We start from the raw sequence: 15,862 nt of genomic DNA, 5'->3' as shown, positions 1-15,862 counted from the left end.
TCACATGCGTCTGAGATTAGTTCCGAAAGAAACCAACTGGGATTTCTTTGGCCGCGCCAAGCTGTGGTTGGGGATTTCCGGCCTGCTGATGGTCATTGCCTTTGTGTCTTTCCTTGTTCAGGGGCTGAATTATGGTATCGACTTTTCGGGTGGCACGACGATCCGCGCAGAAAGCACGACCGCCGTGGATGTGGGCGTGCTGCGCGCCGCCCTTGATCCGCTGAACCTTGGCGATGTGTCGATCACCGAAGTGTTCGATCCGACATTTGGCCCCGATCAGAACGTAGTGTCGATCACCATTCAGGCGGCCGAAGGTGCTGAAGCCGTCACCAACGAAATGATCGACGCGGTGGGGCAGGCCCTGCTGGCGGTGGACGAAGGGCTGCAATTGCCGTTCAGTTCGGTCGAGTCCGTAGGCCCGACCGTGTCGGGCGAATTGATCCAGACGGCGGTGCTGGCGGTGATCCTCGCGATTGCGGCGGTGCTGATCTATATCTGGCTGCGCTTTGAATGGCAGTTTGCGCTGGGCGCGGTGATTGCGCTGGTCCACGACGTTATCCTGACGATCGGCGTCTTTTCGGAACTGCAGATCCGCTTTGATCTGGCGATTATCGCGGCGCTTTTGACCATCGTCGGCTATTCGTTGAACGATACGGTTGTCGTCTTTGACAGGGTGCGCGAGAACCTGATCAAATACAAGAAGATGGACCTCAAGGCCGTGTTGAACATGTCGATCAACGAGACCCTGTCGCGCACCTTCATGACCTCGGTCACGACGCTGATCGCGCTGATCGCCCTTTATGTGCTGGGCGGCGATGTGATCCGCGGCTTTGTATTCGCGATGATCTGGGGTGTGATCGTCGGGACGTATTCCTCGATCTTCGTCGCCTCGACCTCGCTGTTGTTGCTTGGCGTGAAACGGGACTGGTCCAAGCCCGATGCGACTGGTGGCACGCAGTTTGGCAATATCGACAGCTAGAGTCTGGCGCTAGGGTCTGTGCTGGCGGTGTCTCAGGCTCGGCGCAGGTCGAGAAGGGCGCGTGATGGTGATTGACGGCTTTTGGTGGATGGCGATGGCCAGCGTGCTGGCGGGGACCGTTTACGGATTTGCCGGCTTTGGTGCTGCGCTGATTTTTATGCCGATAGCTGTCATGGTCGTCGACCCGGTTGTGGCGGTCACGGCCTTGTCTGTTTCGGCTTTATCATCGTTTGTGACGCTTGTGCCGCAGGCTTGGCGCGAGGCCGACAAGAGGGCGGTGCTGACCATGTTGGGCACGGCAATCGCGTTTGTTCCATTGGGTATCTGGTTGCTGCGCACCACTGATCCAACCGTTCTGCGCTGGTCGGTGTCGATTCTCGCGCTTGCCACATTGGTGATCTTGTTGACAGGCTGGCGCCACCGGCAAACGCCCGGCACGCCTGCGTGGCTTGGCGTGGGCGCGGGGGTCGGGTTCTTGGGGGGAGCGACGGGGCTTAACGGACCGATCCTGATTTTGTTCCAGCTGGGTGGGCAGGATGAAATCGCACGCACCCGCGCCAATACAATCGTGGTGCTGACGTGTAGCGGCCTTGCCTATCTGCCGTTTTTGGCCCTGCAAGGCGCGTTGACCCAGTCCAGTTTGATCGCTGGGGCGGCCCAGTTGATCCCCTATGGGGCGGGCGCGCTCGTGGGGCGGCAGCTTTTCAACCCTGGCAAAACTGGTCTATATCGCACCATCGCCTACATCATGATTGGCGCGGCCGCCTTTCTGGGTCTGCCGATTTGGGGAACCTGACATGCGGCTGAACGAAATCAAATACGACAACGCCCGCCCCGTCGAGGGCTATGGCCCCGGCTTTTTTCGCATCGGCGGCGAGGTCGTGAATGGCCCCGTGATCATCGATGCCACGGGTGTCGCGGGCTGGGGCGGATATGACGATACCGCGCCGCTGTTGGCGCTGGCGGATCGCGTTGATGTGCTGTTCATCGGCACCGGCGCGGACACAGCGCATATCCCCGCCGACTTGCGCGACACGTTGGAAGCGGCGGGCATCGGCGTCGAGGCGATGGCGACCCCTGCCGCCTGCCGCACCTATAACGTGCTGCTGTCGGAGGGGCGGCGCGTGGCGCTGGCCGTTATTCCGGTCTGATCCGGCTTTCCTGTGGCCTGCCAATCGGCTAAGCCGTTTGCATGATGTTATCGGTTGAAAATATTACCTGCGCGCGTGGCGGCGTGCCTGTGCTGGCGGGCGTGTCGTTCGCGCTCGAGGCCGGGCAGGCGCTGGTGCTGCGTGGCCCCAATGGCTGCGGCAAGACGACCCTTTTGCGCACGCTTGCGGGGCTGCAACCGCCACTGGCCGGTGCTGTGACCTTGCCCGAGGATCAGGGCGCCTATGCCAGCCACGCCGACGGGATCAAGACTCAGCTGAGTGTGACCGAAAATCTGGCGTTCTGGGCCGATGTGCATGGTCAGCCCTTGCCCGATGACATTTTCACGACCTTCGATCTGGACGATCTGCGCGACCGCGCGGCCGATACCCTGTCGGCGGGGCAAAAGCGCCGCCTTGGGCTGGCGCGTCTGGGGGTGATCGGGCGCAAGGTCTTGTTTCTGGACGAACCAACTGTGTCGCTTGACGGGTTTTCGGTGCGCCTGTTTGCGGATTTTCTGCGTGACCGGCACTTGGCACAGGGCGGGGTGGCCGTGATCGCGACCCATATCGACCTAGGGCTGGACGCGCCAGAGATGGATCTGACCCCGTTCAGGGCCGGACCGGATGCAAGCGGCGGTAGCGACGAGGCATTTTTATGATCGCCCTGCTGCGCCGCGATCTGCGCCTTGCGGTGCGGGCAGGGGGCGGCTTTGGCCTTGGCCTCGCGTTTTTCCTGATCGTGATCGTGCTGGTGCCGTTCGGCGTCGGCCCCGAGGCCAGCGTGCTGACCCGAATTGCGCCCGGTATCTTGTGGGTCGCGGCCCTGCTGGCGGCGCTGTTATCGCTGGACCGGATATTCGCGCTGGATCACGAGGACGGATCGCTGCCATTGCTGGCCACCTCGCCGCTGCCGCTGGAAGGGGTGGCGCTGACCAAGGGCGTGGCCCATTGGCTCACGACGGGGTTGCCGCTGACCTTGGCCGCGCCTGCGCTGGGGTTCCTGTTGAACCTTGCACCCACCGCCTATCCGTATCTGCTCGCCTCGCTGGCGCTTGGCACGCCTGCGCTGTCGATGATCGGCACCTTTGGCGCGGCCCTCACGGTGGGTGTCCGGCGGGGCGGGTTGCTTTTGTCGCTGCTGGTGTTGCCGCTCTACGTGCCAACGCTGATTTTCGGGGCCGAAGCCGTCCGCCTCGGGGCCGAGGGATTATCCGCGAGGGTGCCGATGGCCATGCTTGCGGGGATCACGCTGTTTGCCTTTGCGCTGCTACCCTTTGCCACGGCAGCGGCCTTGCGGGTCAACTTGCGGTGATTGCGCTTGAGGCCAGTGCGACAGATAGGTAATCAGATCATATGTCATTTTGGGAATATGCCAATCCAAAGAAGTTCATCGCGACGACGACACGGATCCTGCCGTGGATGTTTGCGATTGCGGCCGTATGCCTGAGTGTCGGTCTGGTCTGGGGGTTTTTCTTTACGCCTGATGATTTCCGGCAGGGATCGACGGTCAAGATCATCTACCTTCACGTGCCTGCCGCGATGATGGCGATCAACGTCTGGGGGATGATGCTGGTCACCTCGCTGATCTGGCTGATCCGGCGGCATCATGTGTCAGCTCTTGCAGCGCGTGCCGCCGCACCTATCGGGATTACCATGACCTTGATCGCCCTGGTGACCGGCGCGATCTGGGGGCAGCCGATGTGGGGGACATGGTGGGCCTGGGATCCGCGCCTGACCTCGTTTCTGATCCTGTTCCTGTTTTATCTGGGCTACATGGCCCTCTGGGAAGCGATCGATGATCCCGACACCGCCGCCGATCTGACATCGGTGCTCTGCATCGTCGGGTCGGTCTTTGCCTTTCTGTCGCGCTTCGCCGTGCAGTTCTGGAACCAGGGGCTGCATCAGGCCGAAAGCGTGTCGCTGTGGGAATGGACGTTCAACGTGATTGCGCGGTTCTTTGCTTTCGTGTGGAATGCGACCCTTGGCGCGCAGGATGTGATCGAGGTCGCCGCGCGCGAGGAAAACGTTTCAAACGTGTTCTTTGTGCCGCTGCTGATCAGCATGGCCGGGTTTGTGGTGCTGTTCGTCGCGCTGGTGTTCCAGCGCACGAATACCGAAATCCGCCTGCGCCGTATCCGCGCCCTTGAAACGCGCGCAAGGAGGGGCTGATGGAACAGTTTTCAGCGATCGTCGACAGGCTCAGCGCCGTTCTCGGCCTTGGGAAATACGGGCTCGAGGTGCTCAGTTCCTATGTTATTTCGCTCGCGCTGTTGGGTATTCTTGTCTGGCTCAGCGCGCGGCGCTCAAAACGGATCGCAGCGCAGCTTGCCGCGGTCGAAACCCGGGTGAAGGATAAAACCGATGGCTAAACTCTCTCCTCTGATGATCTTGCCGCCGGCGCTTTTTGCCGCGCTCGCAGGGCTGTTCGTTGCCGGAATGCAGCGCGAAAACAGTCAGGAACTCCCGTCGGCTCTGGCGGGCAAAGCAGCCCCGGCGCTTGATCTGACAACCCTTGGCAACCTGACATTGTTCGAGACTTCGATGCTGGCGGATGGCGAAGTGAAACTGGTGAATTTCTGGGCCAGCTGGTGCGCACCCTGCCGTATTGAACACCCGAATTTGACAGCGCTGGCGGCCGAAGGGATCCCCGTTTACGGGATCAATTACAAGGACGCGCCCGAAAATGCCCTGGCCTTCCTCGAAGAACTTGGCGATCCATATCGTGCGATCGGCGGCGATCCCGACGGTGCGGCCTCGCTTGACTGGGGGGTCTATGGGGTGCCGGAAACCTTCGTTGTTGATGGCGATGGCAAGATCGTCTTGCGCGTCGCGGGCACCGTGACACAACGCACCGTCGAAACCCGGCTGCGCCCCGCCCTGGCCGAGGCGATGCGGTGACGCAACCGCTTGGTTGTTTCAAAAGCTACGACGTGCGTGGGCGTCTTGGCATTGAACTGGACGAAAATATCGCAGTGCGGATCGGGCGCGCCTTTGGGCGCGTCATGGGGCCGGGCACATTCGTGACCGGGCGCGATGTGCGTCAAAGCTCGGCCGGTTTGCAAGAGGCGCTGATCGCGGGGCTGATGGCCGAAGGATGCACCGCGCTTGATATCGGGCTGTGCGGCACCGAAGAGGTCTATTTCGCAACCGATCATCTGGGTGCGGACGGCGGACTGATGGTAACGGCCTCGCACAACCCGATCGATTACAACGGTATCAAGATGGTGCGGGCCGGTGCGCGCCCGATTGCGGCTGACACGGGGCTGGCACACATCCAGACGCTGGCCGAAGCCGATGATTTCGGCCCCGCCAGGACCGGAGCGCGTGAAACGATTGACCCGCGCGCGGCGTTTGTGGCCCATGTGGCAGGTTATGTCGATCCCGCCGGGCTGCGCCCCTTGCGCATTCTGGTCAACGCGGGCAACGGGGCGGCGGGGCCGACCTTTGACGCCCTTGCCGCCGCGCTGGATGTGCCGTGGGACTGGGTGCGGATGCATCACACCCCCGATGGCAGCTTTCCCAATGGCATCCCCAATCCGCTCCTGTCGGACAATCAGCCGGCGACGGCAGCAGCCGTGCGGCACGAACAAACGGACCTTGGCATCGCGTGGGACGGTGATTTCGACCGCTGTTTCTTCTTTGACGAAACAGGTGCGTTCATCGACGGCGAATATGTGGTCGCGCTGCTGGCGCAGGCCTTTTTGGCCAAGGAAAGCGGCGCGCGGATCGTCCATGACCCGCGGGTGATCTGGAACACGCAGGCCATTGTCGCGGCGGGCGGCGGGCAGGCGATCATGTCGCGCACGGGGCATGCATACCTCAAGGCGCTGATGCGTGAATGCGATGCAGCCTACGGCGGCGAAATGTCGGCGCACCACTATTTTCGCAGCTTCATGTATTGCGACAGCGGGATGATTCCGGCGCTGCTGGTGGCTGAACTGGTCGCGCGGTCGGACAGGCCACTGTCGCAGATGGTGGCGCAGATGCGTAGCGCGTTCCCGTCTTCGGGCGAGATCAATTTCACACCCGCAGACATCGACGGGGCAATCGCGGCATTCGAGGCGCGCTACCTGCCCGATGCAATCCACAGCGACCGGCTTGACGGGCTCAGCCTTGATATGGGGCAGTGGCGGGTCAACCTGCGCCGCTCCAACACCGAATCCCTGCTGCGGTTAAATCTGGAAACCCGCGGCGACGGGGACCTGCTGACCAAAAAAACCGCAGAAATCGCGCAGTTGATCGCAAGATTCTAACCCTTCATCTTGGCCAGAAAACTCCCGCCGGAGGCCGAAATCTGTGTCAGATTTCGCATCATTTTCGTTGAAAATGGCCCCCGCCAGCGGCAAGGGCCATCATCAGATCAAAAAGACAGTTCAGGCCGCTTTGGCGAGATTGCGCAGCACGTAATGCAACACGCCACCGTGTTCGATATATTCAATCTCGATCGCCGTATCGATGCGGCACTTGAGGGTGATCTCCTTGACGGTGCCATCGGCCATCGTGATGGTGCAGGGCACCTCTTGCAGCGGCTGGATCGTGTCGAGACCTGAAATGGAGACGGTTTCCTCGCCGGTGAGACCCAGCGATTTGCGCGTATCACCGCCAGTAAATTCAAACGGGATCACGCCCATGCCCACAAGGTTGGAGCGGTGGATACGTTCGAAGCTTTCGGCGATCACGGCCTTGACGCCCAGCAGGGCGGTGCCCTTGGCGGCCCAGTCGCGTGACGATCCGGCGCCGTATTGTTCGCCACCAAAGATCACCAGCGGCGTGCCGGCCTCCTGATGGGCCATCGCCGCATCAAAGATACTGGTCTGTTTGCCGTCCGGCCCAAGGGTATAGCCGCCCTCGACCCCGTCGAGCATTTCGTTCTTGATGCGGATATTGGCGAAGGTGCCGCGCATCATGATTTCGTGGTTGCCGCGGCGCGACCCATAGGAGTTGAACTCGCGCGGGGCGACCTGCCGTTCGGTCAGATACTGCCCGGCAGGGCTGGTCGTGGCAAAGGATCCGGCCGGCGAGATGTGATCGGTGGTGATCATATCGCCCAGAACCGCCAGCACCTTGGCCCCTTCGAGGTTGGTGATCACACCGGGGTCTTTGCTCATCCCCTGAAAATACGGCGGGTTTTGCACATAGGTCGAGGTGGCGGGCCAGTCGTAGGTTTCGCTGTCGGTGGTCTTTACACCCTGCCATTTGTCGTCGCCCTTGAAGACGTCGGCGTATTTGCTTTGGAACGCCTCGCGGGTCACGGTTGCCTCGACCAGTTCGGCGACTTCTTGTGATGTGGGCCAGATGTCCTTGAGGTAAACATCCTTGCCATCGGGCGTTTGTGCGATTGGGTCATTTGCCAGGTTGATATCCATTGTGCCTGCCAGTGCGTAGGCCACCACGAGTGGCGGAGAGGCCAGATAGTTGGCGCGCACATCCGGGCTGATGCGCCCTTCAAAGTTGCGGTTGCCAGAGAGCACGGAAGTCGCGACCAGGTCGCCCTCGGCGATGGCCGCGCTGATTTCTTTTTGCAGCGGGCCAGAGTTGCCGATGCAGGTCGTGCAGCCATAACCGACAAGGTTAAAGCCGATCTTGTCAAGGTCGTCTTGCAGGCCGGCGGCCTCAAGATACGCACTCACGACCTGTGATCCGGGAGCGAGCGATGTTTTCACCCAAGGCTTGCGGTCAAGGCCCAGTTCAGCGGCCTTGCGCGCCACAAGACCCGCGCCGATCATCACGTAGGGGTTCGAGGTGTTGGTGCAGGATGTGATCGAAGCGATCACGACCTTGCCGCTTTCCATTGTATAGTCCTCCCCGGCCACGGCCACTTCCTTGCCCATCGGACGTTTGAAGGTTTCGGCCATTTCGTGGGTGAAGGCTTGCTTGGCGTTGGTCAATGCCACGTAGTCCTGCGGCCGTTTGGGGCCGGAAATGGCAGGCACGATTGTGCCCATATCAAGGTGCAGGGTGTCGGTGTAAATCGGTGCGTAATCCGCGCCGCGCCACAGGCCGTTTTCCTTGGCATAGGATTCGACCAGCGCGATGCGGTCCTCGTCGCGCCCGGTGTTGCGCAGGTAGCGCAGGGTTTCGCCATCAATCGGGAAAAAGCCGCAGGTCGCGCCGTATTCCGGCGCCATGTTGGCGATGGTCGCGCGGTCAGCCAGTGGCAAGTGATCAAGACCTTCGCCGTAAAATTCGACGAACTTGCTGACAACCCCTTTGGCGCGCAGCATTTCAACGACTTTCAGCACAAGGTCGGTGCCGGTGGTGCCCTCGACCATGCGGCCCGTCAGCTCAAAGCCGATCACTTCGGGGATCAGCATCGAAATCGGCTGGCCCAGCATCGCGGCTTCGGCCTCGATCCCGCCAACGCCCCAGCCCAGCACGGCCATGCCGTTGACCATCGTGGTATGACTGTCGGTGCCGACAAGCGTGTCGGGATAGGCGACCTGTTCGCCGTTCTGGTCTTTGTCTGACCAGACGGTTTGCGCCAGATATTCAAGGTTCACCTGGTGGCAGATGCCGGTGCCCGGTGGCACAACGCGGAAGTTGTTGAACGCGGACTGGCCCCATTTCAGAAAGGTGTAACGCTCCATATTGCGTTCGTATTCGCGGTCCACGTTCATCTGGAAGGCGCGCGGGTTGCCAAATTCGTCAATCATCACCGAGTGGTCGATCACAAGATCGACCGGGTTCAGGGGGTTGATCTGTTCGGCCTTGCCACCCAGGGCGACAATCCCGTCGCGCATCGCCGCGAGGTCCACAACCGCCGGAACGCCGGTGAAATCCTGCATCAACACGCGGGCGGGGCGGTAGGCAATCTCGCGCGGGTTCTGGCCGCCTTTGGCGCCCCATTCGGCAAAGGCCTTGATATCGTCGAGGCTGACGGTCTTGCCATCCTCGAAGCGCAGCATGTTTTCCAACACGACCTTGAGGGCGGCGGGCAGGCGGGTGAAATCACCAAGACCCGCGTCTTGGGCGGCATTGATCGAGTAATAGGCGATCGACTGGTCGCCGACGGTCAGGGTTTTGCGGGTTTTTGCGGAATCATGGCCAACGGTAATGGGCATAAGGCTCCCTTTCATAACAAGGTGGCTGGGGTCTTGCGGTGCTTTTGCCCCAAGGGAAAGCGTCATTCAAGGGGCGGTTCTGGTTTTTGTATACCATTGCACACAATCTTTTCCAAGGGGGATCGGTGGCCGGGATGCGATGTGCTGACGCAGGCTCGCGAAAACTTGTCACGAACTTCCCAATTGGTTGATTGGCTATCGCATCGGGCCTGCGTTAGGACGGGTGCAGGACAACGCAAGGGGACAACATGCGCAAGGTTTTCATATCGCTCGTCTGGGTTATCACGATGGCCCTTGGCGGCGTTGCCTCGGCGCAAGAAAACCCGGTTGTGGTCGAGCTTTATACCTCGCAAGGGTGTTCGTCCTGCCCGCCCGCAGATGAAATGCTGCGCGATCTGGCGGGACGTGACGGGGTGATCGCCCTCGCGCTGCACGTGGATTACTGGGATTATATCGGCTGGGCGGACAGCTTTGCCGATCCGGCCTATACGGCGCGCCAGCAACGTTACGGTGTGGCGGCAGGGCTTCGCACGATCTATACGCCGCAGTTCATTATTGGCGGGCAGGATCATGTTGTCGGGGCCAAGGCGATGGATGTGGCCGATGCCATTCGCACCCAGGCCGCACGGCCCAGTGGCGTCACATTGCAGATTTCGCGCAATGGCGACCTGTTGCAGATCGCGGGCCAGGCCCGCACGCGCGCGCCGATGGTGGTGCAGGTTGTCCGCTACACGCCGCAGGAAAGCGTGACTATCGAACGTGGCGAAAATGCCGGTCACCGGTTCGTCTATGCCAATATCGTCAATGACTGGCGCGCCGTGGGCGAATGGGACGGTGGAGAACCGCTGGACATGCAGGCCAATGTTGCGGGCACGGCGCCGATCGTCGTGATCGTGCAGGAACGCGGCCCAGGCCGGATACTGGCAGCGGCGGAGTTGCGCTAATCTTCCTCCTCCTCGGTGCTGATGAGGCTGATTTCGCCGCCATCCACCGCGTCGCGGATTGCACCGACGACGGCGTTCATCGCGCTTTCCCCGTCTGATTTCTTTACTTTGCCACGTTCGCCCATTTCCTCGCGCAGGGAATCGGCCATGCGTTGCGACATGTTCGCCAGGATGAAGTCGGCGCTTTCGGCGTCCTGACCGCCTGCGGCTTGCGCGGCTGTCAATGCGGTGACCAGTTCGCCATTATCAACGTTGCGCGTGACCTTGGGCACATCGCCTGCGGCCAATCGCGTGGCGATATCGGGAAAGGTAAAGATCGCCTTGCGCACATCGTCGGCGAAACTGGCGTCTTCATCGACCAGCCCTGCAAGCACGGAATCGCGGGTCGCAGCGCCGACCGAGTTGAGGATCGCACCGACCCGCTGCACGGGCGGCTGGGCAAAGACGGGCGCCTGGGTGCCTGCGTATTGGCTGGCCAGCGCCGCACCGATCCGCGCGACCGCATCTGGCGTGATCGCACTGGTGCGCGAGATCGCAAAGGCGATGCGGCGCGCGCGTTCGCCCGGAATCAGGCCCATCAGTTCAGCGGCCTTGGCAACGGGCAGTTTCGACATCAGCACGGCGCAAACTTCGAGCGCCTCACCGGTGGCGACGGCGCGCAGGTCGGCAGGCGACATGGCAATGACCTGCGCCCAAGGGTCGCCGCCTTGCGATTTTGAGGCTTCTTCGCGCAGGCGCGCGGCGGTGGCGGGGCTGATCTGCCCATCAAGGGCATTCAACGCTTTTTCAACGCCGCCGGGGGCGGTCATCGCCACCGCCTCGAGGTCGCGGGTAAATTCGGCGGCCACTTGCAGCAGTGTCGTGCGGTCAATCGTGCGCATTGCCCCCAATTCGCGGGTCAGGCGCAGTTGCGTTTCTTCGGGCAGGGACGAGAGCGACAGGCGCTGCCCTTCGGCCAAAAGCATTTGCACAACCATCGCCGCCTTGCGGCTGCGGGAAACGGTTTCGTCGATTTGCGTCATTGCGGCGTCCTTTGGGGAACTGCCGACATATCAGCACGATTTGATGAATGAAGTATGATCAGCGCCGGAAATCAGGCGCTGGGATGGGTGAATTTCACAGACATTTCCTGCAGGTAGTCGCGCAAGGCATCGCTCATCCCGTCCTTGTTGGCGGTCAGGGCGTGAAGCTCGGCCAGTGACTCCCCGAGGGTTGCGATCTCGGCGTCGGTAAATTCGCGGTCCGACCGGGCAAAGCCTGCAACGCTGCGGCTGCCGCCGTCCTCGATTGCGCTGGCAATGCCATAGTTCATGTCGAAATCGCGCGACTGGGCAATCACCCCGAATTCGTCATCTTGTTCCAGCTTGGACCAGCGAATCGCACCCGTTTGCCCGAAGCCCCAGCGCACAATGGGGTCTTTCATGACCATGCCCTGTTCGGAATACCGGTCGATCCAGGCCTTTGGATAGGTTTGAAACAGGAAGTCGGGGGTCGTAAAACGGATGTGAAAGGCAATCGCAAACCCAGAGGGGCTCGCGGCTTGAAGTGACGTAAGGATACGTTTTATTTCGGTTTTCTGTTCCATTGACGTAGCGACACTCGCTTTTAGGTTGCCTGTCTTGGCGTGATTGCAATAGTGTATCCCACAGGGGCGCAGTTCAATAGTGTGTAGATGTTTGGCATTCGAATTAATAGCCGTTTCCTAGTTCCCACCCCACCAAGGAGCCCGATATGACTGGTCTGATAAGCCAGACCGATATCGCTGCAATCGCGCCTGCGGGGTATTACATTGCCCTGCGGGTTGGATTTGCATTTCCGCTTGAGGAAGTGAACGCCTTGCCTGCGGATTGGGTCGAACACTACACGACCCAGCGCTTTATGCTGCACGATCCGGTAATCCGTTGGATTTACACCAATACGGGCGCTATTCGCTGGAGTGAGATCACGTTGGACGATCCGATGCGCGTGATGCAACAGGCACATGCGTTCGGGTTGCGGTTTGGCTGTGCGATTGCCTGTTTTGACGGCAATGCCGAAGGGCAGCGATCGTTTGGATCATTCGTGCGCGGTGATCGCGAATTCAACAATGCCGAAATTGCCGTGCTGCGGGCCTATGTGACGCGGCTGCACCATGACAAGGCCCCGCCCACGAACCTGACGAAGGCCGAAATCGAAGCGCTGCGCATGGTCAAGGAGGGTAAGCGGCTCAAGGAAATCGCCCATGTGATCGGTGTTTCCGAAGGGGCGATCAAACAGCGGTTGCGCAATGCCAAGTTGAAACTTGGGGCCAAGACCAGCGCACAGGCGGCCGCAGCGGCAAGTGAATTCGGCCTGATTTAGCGTTAGACGGGAAAATACCCGCCAAAACCTATGAAAATGCACACAACGTATGATTGTGGTTAACAATGTCTAGGCGCGCGGGCTAAATGGACTCTCCATAAAGGAGAGTAAAAATGGAAAATATCACGTTTGAATTGTCAACCGCTCATCAGTTCGGATCGGCCTATTTCGACTATCTTGCCCTGCGCAAGAAATTCTTTGTCGATAATCTGGGCTGGACGATTCCCCATAACGACAGTGTGGAGATGGACCAATACGACAATCCGCTGGCGCGCTACTCGCTGGTGTTGAAGGACGGCAAGGTGATCGCAGGCGCACGCGCCATGTCGACGATGGCCCATTGGGGGGATCACACCTATATGCTGCGCGATGCGCAGATGGGCAAACTGGGCACGATCCCGAAAATGCTGGACGCGGAAATCGCCGATCCGAAAGTCTGGGAATGCACCCGACTGGTGATCGCCGACGAGGTCAAATCCATGCGTGAGCGCACGACCTGTCTGGCGCTGATCCTGGACGGGCTGGTGCAGATGGCCGAACGGGAAGGGGCCGAAACGCTGATTTCGCTGTCAAACCTTTGGCTGCTGCGGGTGTTGCGCAAGCTGGGCTACGACGCGGCCCTGATGTGCGACCCCTACGTGAACGCTGACGATGGCCATAAATACGCGGTGATGAGCATCCAGACGATGCCCACACTGCAAGAGTTGCCGCGCGCCACCCATCGTCCGCAAACCGCCGCCGTGCATGCGCCAGCCGTCTAGGCGCATGACCGATCGACCGGCCTGTCCTCCGGGGGGTGAGACAGGCGCGGCGCGGGATTAATCGCCAAAGACGCGTTTGAAAATCGTGTCGACGTGTTTGGTGTGATAGCCAAGGTCGAACTTTTCGTTGATCGCATCGACGCCAAGGGCCGCGACGACATCCGCGTCGGCCAGCAATTCTTCGCGGAAATCGGTGCGCTCTTCCCAGACCTTGAGCGCGTTGCGCTGCACCATCGCATAGGCGTCTTCGCGGCTGACACCGGCCTGTGTCAGCGCCAGCAGCACGCGCTGGGACATCACGAGACCGGGGTATTTGTTCATGTTCTCAAGCATGTTTTCGGGGAAGATCAGCATCTTGTCGATCACGCCAGTCAGGCGATGCAGCGCGAAATCAAGGGTGATGGTCGTGTCCGGCCCGATGGCGCGTTCGACGCTGGAATGGCTGATATCGCGTTCATGCCACAGGGCGACGTTCTCCATCGCCGGCACCACGGCCATGCGCACAAGGCGCGCCAATCCCGTGAGGTTTTCAGTCAACACAGGGTTCTTTTTATGCGGCATCGCGCTTGAGCCTTTTTGGCCCATCGCAAAGAACTCAGCCCCTTCCAGCACCTCGGTGCGCTGCATGTGGCGGATTTCGGTGGCGACGTTTTCGATGCTGGACGCAATGACGCCGAGGGTCGCAAAGAACATCGCGTGACGGTCGCGCGGGATCACTTGGGTGCTGATCGGTTCGGGGCGCAGGCCCAGCTTTTCGCAGACATGGTCTTCGACGGCGGGGTCGATATTGGCAAAGGTGCCGACCGCGCCGGAAATGGCACCGGTGGCGATTTCCCAGCGGGCCTTTTCCAGGCGGTTCTTGTTGCGGTCCATTTCCGCATAAAAGCGCGCAAAGGTCAGGCCCATTGTCGTGGGTTCGGCGTGAATGCCGTGGCTGCGGCCCACACGTACGGTCATTTTGTGTTCCAGCGCGCGCTTTTTCAGCGCCGCCAGCAGGGCATCCATATCGGCCAGCAATATGTCGGCGGCGCGCACCAGTTGCACGTTCAGGCAGGTGTCAAGCACATCCGACGAGGTCATGCCCTGATGCACGAAGCGGGCCTCGTCGCTGCCCACATGTTCGGCCAGATGAGTGAGAAAGGCGATGACGTCGTGTTTGGTCACGGCCTCGATTTCATCAATGCGGGCCACGTCAAATTCCACGTCCTTGGCTTTCCAGACGGCATCGGCGTTCTCGCGCGGGATCACACCCAGATCGGCCATTGCATCGCAGGCGTGCGCCTCGATTTCATACCAGATGCGGAACTTCGTGGCCGGCTCCCAGATTTGAACCATGTCGGGGCGGGAATAACGGGGGATCATGGGCGTGCCTTTTGATTTGGGTCCAGGGATTGCTTGGGTCATAAGGGGCGCGGGCGTGGGCCACAAGGTGGGGCCGCGCGCCTTGCGGCAATTTGCGAGGGTCACATGCGGGTTTTAACGGATTTCGAGGGCGCGTGGCAGTTTGAGCGCGAGATCACCCATGCCGATGGCACCGTGGCGCGCGCGCGTGGCATGGCGCAGTTCACCCCCGACAACGACGGGCTGGCCTATCGCGAAACCGGCGAGATTGATGTGAACGGGCAGGTTCTGACGTTTGAGAGGGCGTATCAGTGGCAGGCCGATCTGTCGGTGCATTTTGATGATGGGCGGTATTTCCATGCGGTTCCGCCGAACGGCGGGCAGGCGACGCATTTCTGCGATCCCGATACCTATGTGGTGACCTACGACTTCGTGGGCTGGCCGACATGGATAGCCAAATGGGCGGTTTCGGGGCCGAAAAAGGACTATGTCATGCAGACCCGTTACAGCCCCGTTAGCGCTTAGCGCTTGCGTGACTGCTGCCGCTGGGGCAATTAAGGGGCAACGCAATTAACGAACAGGAGAGCGGCACATGGCCCTCACGATGAAGACACAGGTTCTTGGCGAGGCCTTTGGCCCAAGCGCGGGCACGGCCCTGCGCATCAAACAGGTTGCGATGGTGGTGCTTGGGATTGCCGTGCTGGCCATCGCCGCCAAGATCAAGGTGCCGATGTGGCCGGTGCCGATCACGATGGGAACCTTTGCGGTGCTGTCGATCGGGGCGGCCTATGGCACGCGCCTCGGGCTGGTGACGATCCTTGGCTACATGTTGATCGGTGCGCTGGGCTTTGACGTCTTTGCAGGCTCGTCAGCCGAGGCAGCAGGTCTTACCTATATGATGGGTGGCACGGGCGGTTATCTGGTCGGTTATGTGTTGGCCACTTTGGCGCTGGGCGCTTTGGCGCGTGCAGGCTGGGACCGCAGCGCGGGTAAAATGGCACTGGCGATGCTGATCGGCAATGCCCTGATCTATGTTCCCGGCCTGATTTGGCTGGGCGTTCTCTATGGCTGGGACCAGCCGATTTTCGCTTGGGGTTTGACGCCTTTCCTGATCGGTGATGCGATCAAGCTGGCACTGGCCGCCGTTGCCTTCCCGACGATCTGGAAGCTGATTGGCGATGCGCGCCGTTAAGCGGTTCTGAGCGTTGTTGAATAGTGGGGCGCAGCCGATGGTTGCGCCCCGTTTTCGTTGTTTGGTCAGGTGGCGAGTTGAAAGCTGGCCCTC

The 15,862-nt window shown here is 60.7% G+C and carries 18 protein-coding genes; 14 read left to right on the top strand and 4 right to left on the bottom strand.

The window, feature by feature from the left end:
- Window positions 1-4: 4 nt before the first annotated feature.
- The 9 genes from secF to FTO60_RS09540 all read left to right on the top strand — a co-directional run bounded on the left by secF (window position 5) and on the right by FTO60_RS09540 (window position 6,383).
- Window positions 5-979: a protein translocase subunit SecF gene (gene secF, locus FTO60_RS09580; RefSeq protein WP_148055750.1), complete on the top strand. Its 975-nt coding sequence runs from the start codon at window positions 5-7 to the stop codon at window positions 977-979.
- A 64-nt stretch (window positions 980-1,043) separates the two neighbouring features.
- Window positions 1,044-1,775, top strand: a complete 732-nt coding sequence (locus FTO60_RS09575) for a sulfite exporter TauE/SafE family protein (RefSeq protein ID WP_148055749.1) — start codon at window positions 1,044-1,046, stop codon at window positions 1,773-1,775.
- A 1-nt stretch (window position 1,776) separates the two neighbouring features.
- A complete protein-coding gene (locus FTO60_RS09570; protein ID WP_148055748.1) occupies window positions 1,777-2,130 on the top strand; it encodes an Mth938-like domain-containing protein in 354 nt (117 codons plus the stop codon).
- 44 nt (window positions 2,131-2,174) lie between these two features.
- On the top strand, window positions 2,175-2,789 hold the full coding sequence (ccmA, locus tag FTO60_RS09565; protein WP_148057108.1) for a heme ABC exporter ATP-binding protein CcmA: 615 nt from the start codon (window positions 2,175-2,177) through the stop codon (window positions 2,787-2,789).
- Window positions 2,786-3,442: a heme exporter protein CcmB gene (ccmB, locus tag FTO60_RS09560; RefSeq protein ID WP_148055747.1), complete on the top strand. Its 657-nt coding sequence runs from the start codon at window positions 2,786-2,788 to the stop codon at window positions 3,440-3,442. The genes ccmA and ccmB overlap by 4 nt, the downstream gene beginning before the upstream one ends.
- A gap of 41 nt (window positions 3,443-3,483) precedes the next feature.
- Window positions 3,484-4,299, top strand: coding sequence for a heme ABC transporter permease CcmC (gene ccmC, locus FTO60_RS09555; RefSeq protein WP_148055746.1), 816 nt, complete (start codon window positions 3,484-3,486; stop codon window positions 4,297-4,299).
- Entirely contained in the window at window positions 4,299-4,499 is a 201-nt protein-coding gene (ccmD, locus tag FTO60_RS09550; RefSeq protein ID WP_148055745.1) for a heme exporter protein CcmD, read from the top strand. Before ccmC ends, ccmD begins: the two co-directional genes overlap by 1 nt.
- Window positions 4,492-5,028: a DsbE family thiol:disulfide interchange protein gene (locus FTO60_RS09545; RefSeq protein WP_148055744.1), complete on the top strand. Its 537-nt coding sequence runs from the start codon at window positions 4,492-4,494 to the stop codon at window positions 5,026-5,028. Before ccmD ends, FTO60_RS09545 begins: the two co-directional genes overlap by 8 nt.
- On the top strand, window positions 5,025-6,383 hold the full coding sequence (locus FTO60_RS09540) for a phosphomannomutase (RefSeq protein WP_148055743.1): 1,359 nt from the start codon (window positions 5,025-5,027) through the stop codon (window positions 6,381-6,383). Before FTO60_RS09545 ends, FTO60_RS09540 begins: the two co-directional genes overlap by 4 nt.
- A gap of 120 nt (window positions 6,384-6,503) precedes the next feature.
- On the opposite strand, the gene acnA is transcribed toward FTO60_RS09540, so the two are convergent.
- The gene (gene acnA, locus FTO60_RS09535; RefSeq protein ID WP_148055742.1) at window positions 6,504-9,191 is read right to left on the bottom strand and encodes an aconitate hydratase AcnA; all 2,688 of its coding nucleotides are present in this window, start codon (window positions 9,189-9,191) and stop codon (window positions 6,504-6,506) included.
- A 248-nt stretch (window positions 9,192-9,439) separates the two neighbouring features.
- Between acnA and FTO60_RS09530 the strand changes: the two genes are divergently transcribed.
- Entirely contained in the window at window positions 9,440-10,135 is a 696-nt protein-coding gene (locus tag FTO60_RS09530; RefSeq protein WP_148055741.1) for a thioredoxin family protein, read from the top strand.
- Here FTO60_RS09530 and FTO60_RS09525 read toward each other — a convergent pair.
- Window positions 10,132-11,157: a FliG C-terminal domain-containing protein gene (locus tag FTO60_RS09525; RefSeq protein WP_148055740.1), complete on the bottom strand. Its 1,026-nt coding sequence runs from the start codon at window positions 11,155-11,157 to the stop codon at window positions 10,132-10,134. The genes FTO60_RS09530 and FTO60_RS09525 overlap by 4 nt on opposite strands.
- Window positions 11,158-11,228: 71 nt before the next feature.
- A complete protein-coding gene (locus FTO60_RS09520) occupies window positions 11,229-11,720 on the bottom strand; it encodes an autoinducer binding domain-containing protein (protein ID WP_148055739.1) in 492 nt (163 codons plus the stop codon).
- Between the two features lie 146 nt (window positions 11,721-11,866).
- Here FTO60_RS09520 and FTO60_RS09515 point away from each other — a divergent pair, with 146 nt between their 5' ends.
- The gene (locus tag FTO60_RS09515) at window positions 11,867-12,475 is read left to right on the top strand and encodes an autoinducer binding domain-containing protein (RefSeq protein WP_148055738.1); all 609 of its coding nucleotides are present in this window, start codon (window positions 11,867-11,869) and stop codon (window positions 12,473-12,475) included.
- A 113-nt stretch (window positions 12,476-12,588) separates the two neighbouring features.
- On the top strand, window positions 12,589-13,236 hold the full coding sequence (locus FTO60_RS09510) for an acyl-homoserine-lactone synthase (RefSeq protein WP_148055737.1): 648 nt from the start codon (window positions 12,589-12,591) through the stop codon (window positions 13,234-13,236).
- Window positions 13,237-13,293: 57 nt separating this feature from the next.
- Here the strand turns inward: FTO60_RS09510 and purB are convergent, their stop codons facing one another.
- Window positions 13,294-14,598 (bottom strand): adenylosuccinate lyase, encoded by a 1,305-nt coding sequence (purB, locus tag FTO60_RS09505; protein ID WP_148055736.1) that lies wholly within the window; start codon window positions 14,596-14,598, stop codon window positions 13,294-13,296.
- Between the two features lie 105 nt (window positions 14,599-14,703).
- On the opposite strand from purB, the gene FTO60_RS09500 reads away from it, so the two are divergent.
- Window positions 14,704-15,102 (top strand): DUF6314 family protein, encoded by a 399-nt coding sequence (locus tag FTO60_RS09500; RefSeq protein ID WP_148055735.1) that lies wholly within the window; start codon window positions 14,704-14,706, stop codon window positions 15,100-15,102.
- Window positions 15,103-15,169: 67 nt separating this feature from the next.
- Complete coding sequence (locus FTO60_RS09495; RefSeq protein ID WP_148055734.1) at window positions 15,170-15,769, top strand: biotin transporter BioY; 600 nt, start codon at window positions 15,170-15,172, stop codon at window positions 15,767-15,769.
- Window positions 15,770-15,862 lie beyond the last annotated feature (93 nt).

The sequence above is a fragment of the Octadecabacter sp. SW4 genome (genome assembly GCF_008065155.1).
Classification (GTDB): domain Bacteria; phylum Pseudomonadota; class Alphaproteobacteria; order Rhodobacterales; family Rhodobacteraceae; genus SW4.
This window is presented reverse-complemented; position numbering and strand designations above follow the sequence as displayed.

Excerpts from the sequence above, each read along its gene's own strand:
- ccmD (WP_148055745.1), top strand. The coding sequence starts at position 4,299 with ATGGAACAGTTTTCAGCGATCGTCGACAGGCTCAGCGCCGTTCTCGGC.
- FTO60_RS09495 (WP_148055734.1), top strand. The coding sequence starts at position 15,170 with ATGGCCCTCACGATGAAGACACAGGTTCTTGGCGAGGCCTTTGGCCCA.
- FTO60_RS09530 (WP_148055741.1), top strand. The coding sequence starts at position 9,440 with ATGCGCAAGGTTTTCATATCGCTCGTCTGGGTTATCACGATGGCCCTT.
- FTO60_RS09515 (WP_148055738.1), top strand. The coding sequence starts at position 11,867 with ATGACTGGTCTGATAAGCCAGACCGATATCGCTGCAATCGCGCCTGCG.
- ccmA (WP_148057108.1), top strand. The coding sequence starts at position 2,175 with ATGTTATCGGTTGAAAATATTACCTGCGCGCGTGGCGGCGTGCCTGTG.
- ccmC (WP_148055746.1), top strand. The coding sequence starts at position 3,484 with ATGTCATTTTGGGAATATGCCAATCCAAAGAAGTTCATCGCGACGACG.
- FTO60_RS09500 (WP_148055735.1), top strand. The coding sequence starts at position 14,704 with ATGCGGGTTTTAACGGATTTCGAGGGCGCGTGGCAGTTTGAGCGCGAG.
- FTO60_RS09570 (WP_148055748.1), top strand. The coding sequence starts at position 1,777 with ATGCGGCTGAACGAAATCAAATACGACAACGCCCGCCCCGTCGAGGGC.
- ccmB (WP_148055747.1), top strand. The coding sequence starts at position 2,786 with ATGATCGCCCTGCTGCGCCGCGATCTGCGCCTTGCGGTGCGGGCAGGG.
- secF (WP_148055750.1), top strand. The coding sequence starts at position 5 with ATGCGTCTGAGATTAGTTCCGAAAGAAACCAACTGGGATTTCTTTGGC.
- FTO60_RS09510 (WP_148055737.1), top strand. The coding sequence starts at position 12,589 with ATGGAAAATATCACGTTTGAATTGTCAACCGCTCATCAGTTCGGATCG.
- FTO60_RS09545 (WP_148055744.1), top strand. The coding sequence starts at position 4,492 with ATGGCTAAACTCTCTCCTCTGATGATCTTGCCGCCGGCGCTTTTTGCC.
- FTO60_RS09520 (WP_148055739.1), bottom strand. The coding sequence starts at position 11,720 with ATGGAACAGAAAACCGAAATAAAACGTATCCTTACGTCACTTCAAGCC.
- purB (WP_148055736.1), bottom strand. The coding sequence starts at position 14,598 with ATGATCCCCCGTTATTCCCGCCCCGACATGGTTCAAATCTGGGAGCCG.
- FTO60_RS09525 (WP_148055740.1), bottom strand. The coding sequence starts at position 11,157 with ATGACGCAAATCGACGAAACCGTTTCCCGCAGCCGCAAGGCGGCGATG.
- FTO60_RS09575 (WP_148055749.1), top strand. The coding sequence starts at position 1,044 with ATGGTGATTGACGGCTTTTGGTGGATGGCGATGGCCAGCGTGCTGGCG.
- acnA (WP_148055742.1), bottom strand. The coding sequence starts at position 9,191 with ATGCCCATTACCGTTGGCCATGATTCCGCAAAAACCCGCAAAACCCTG.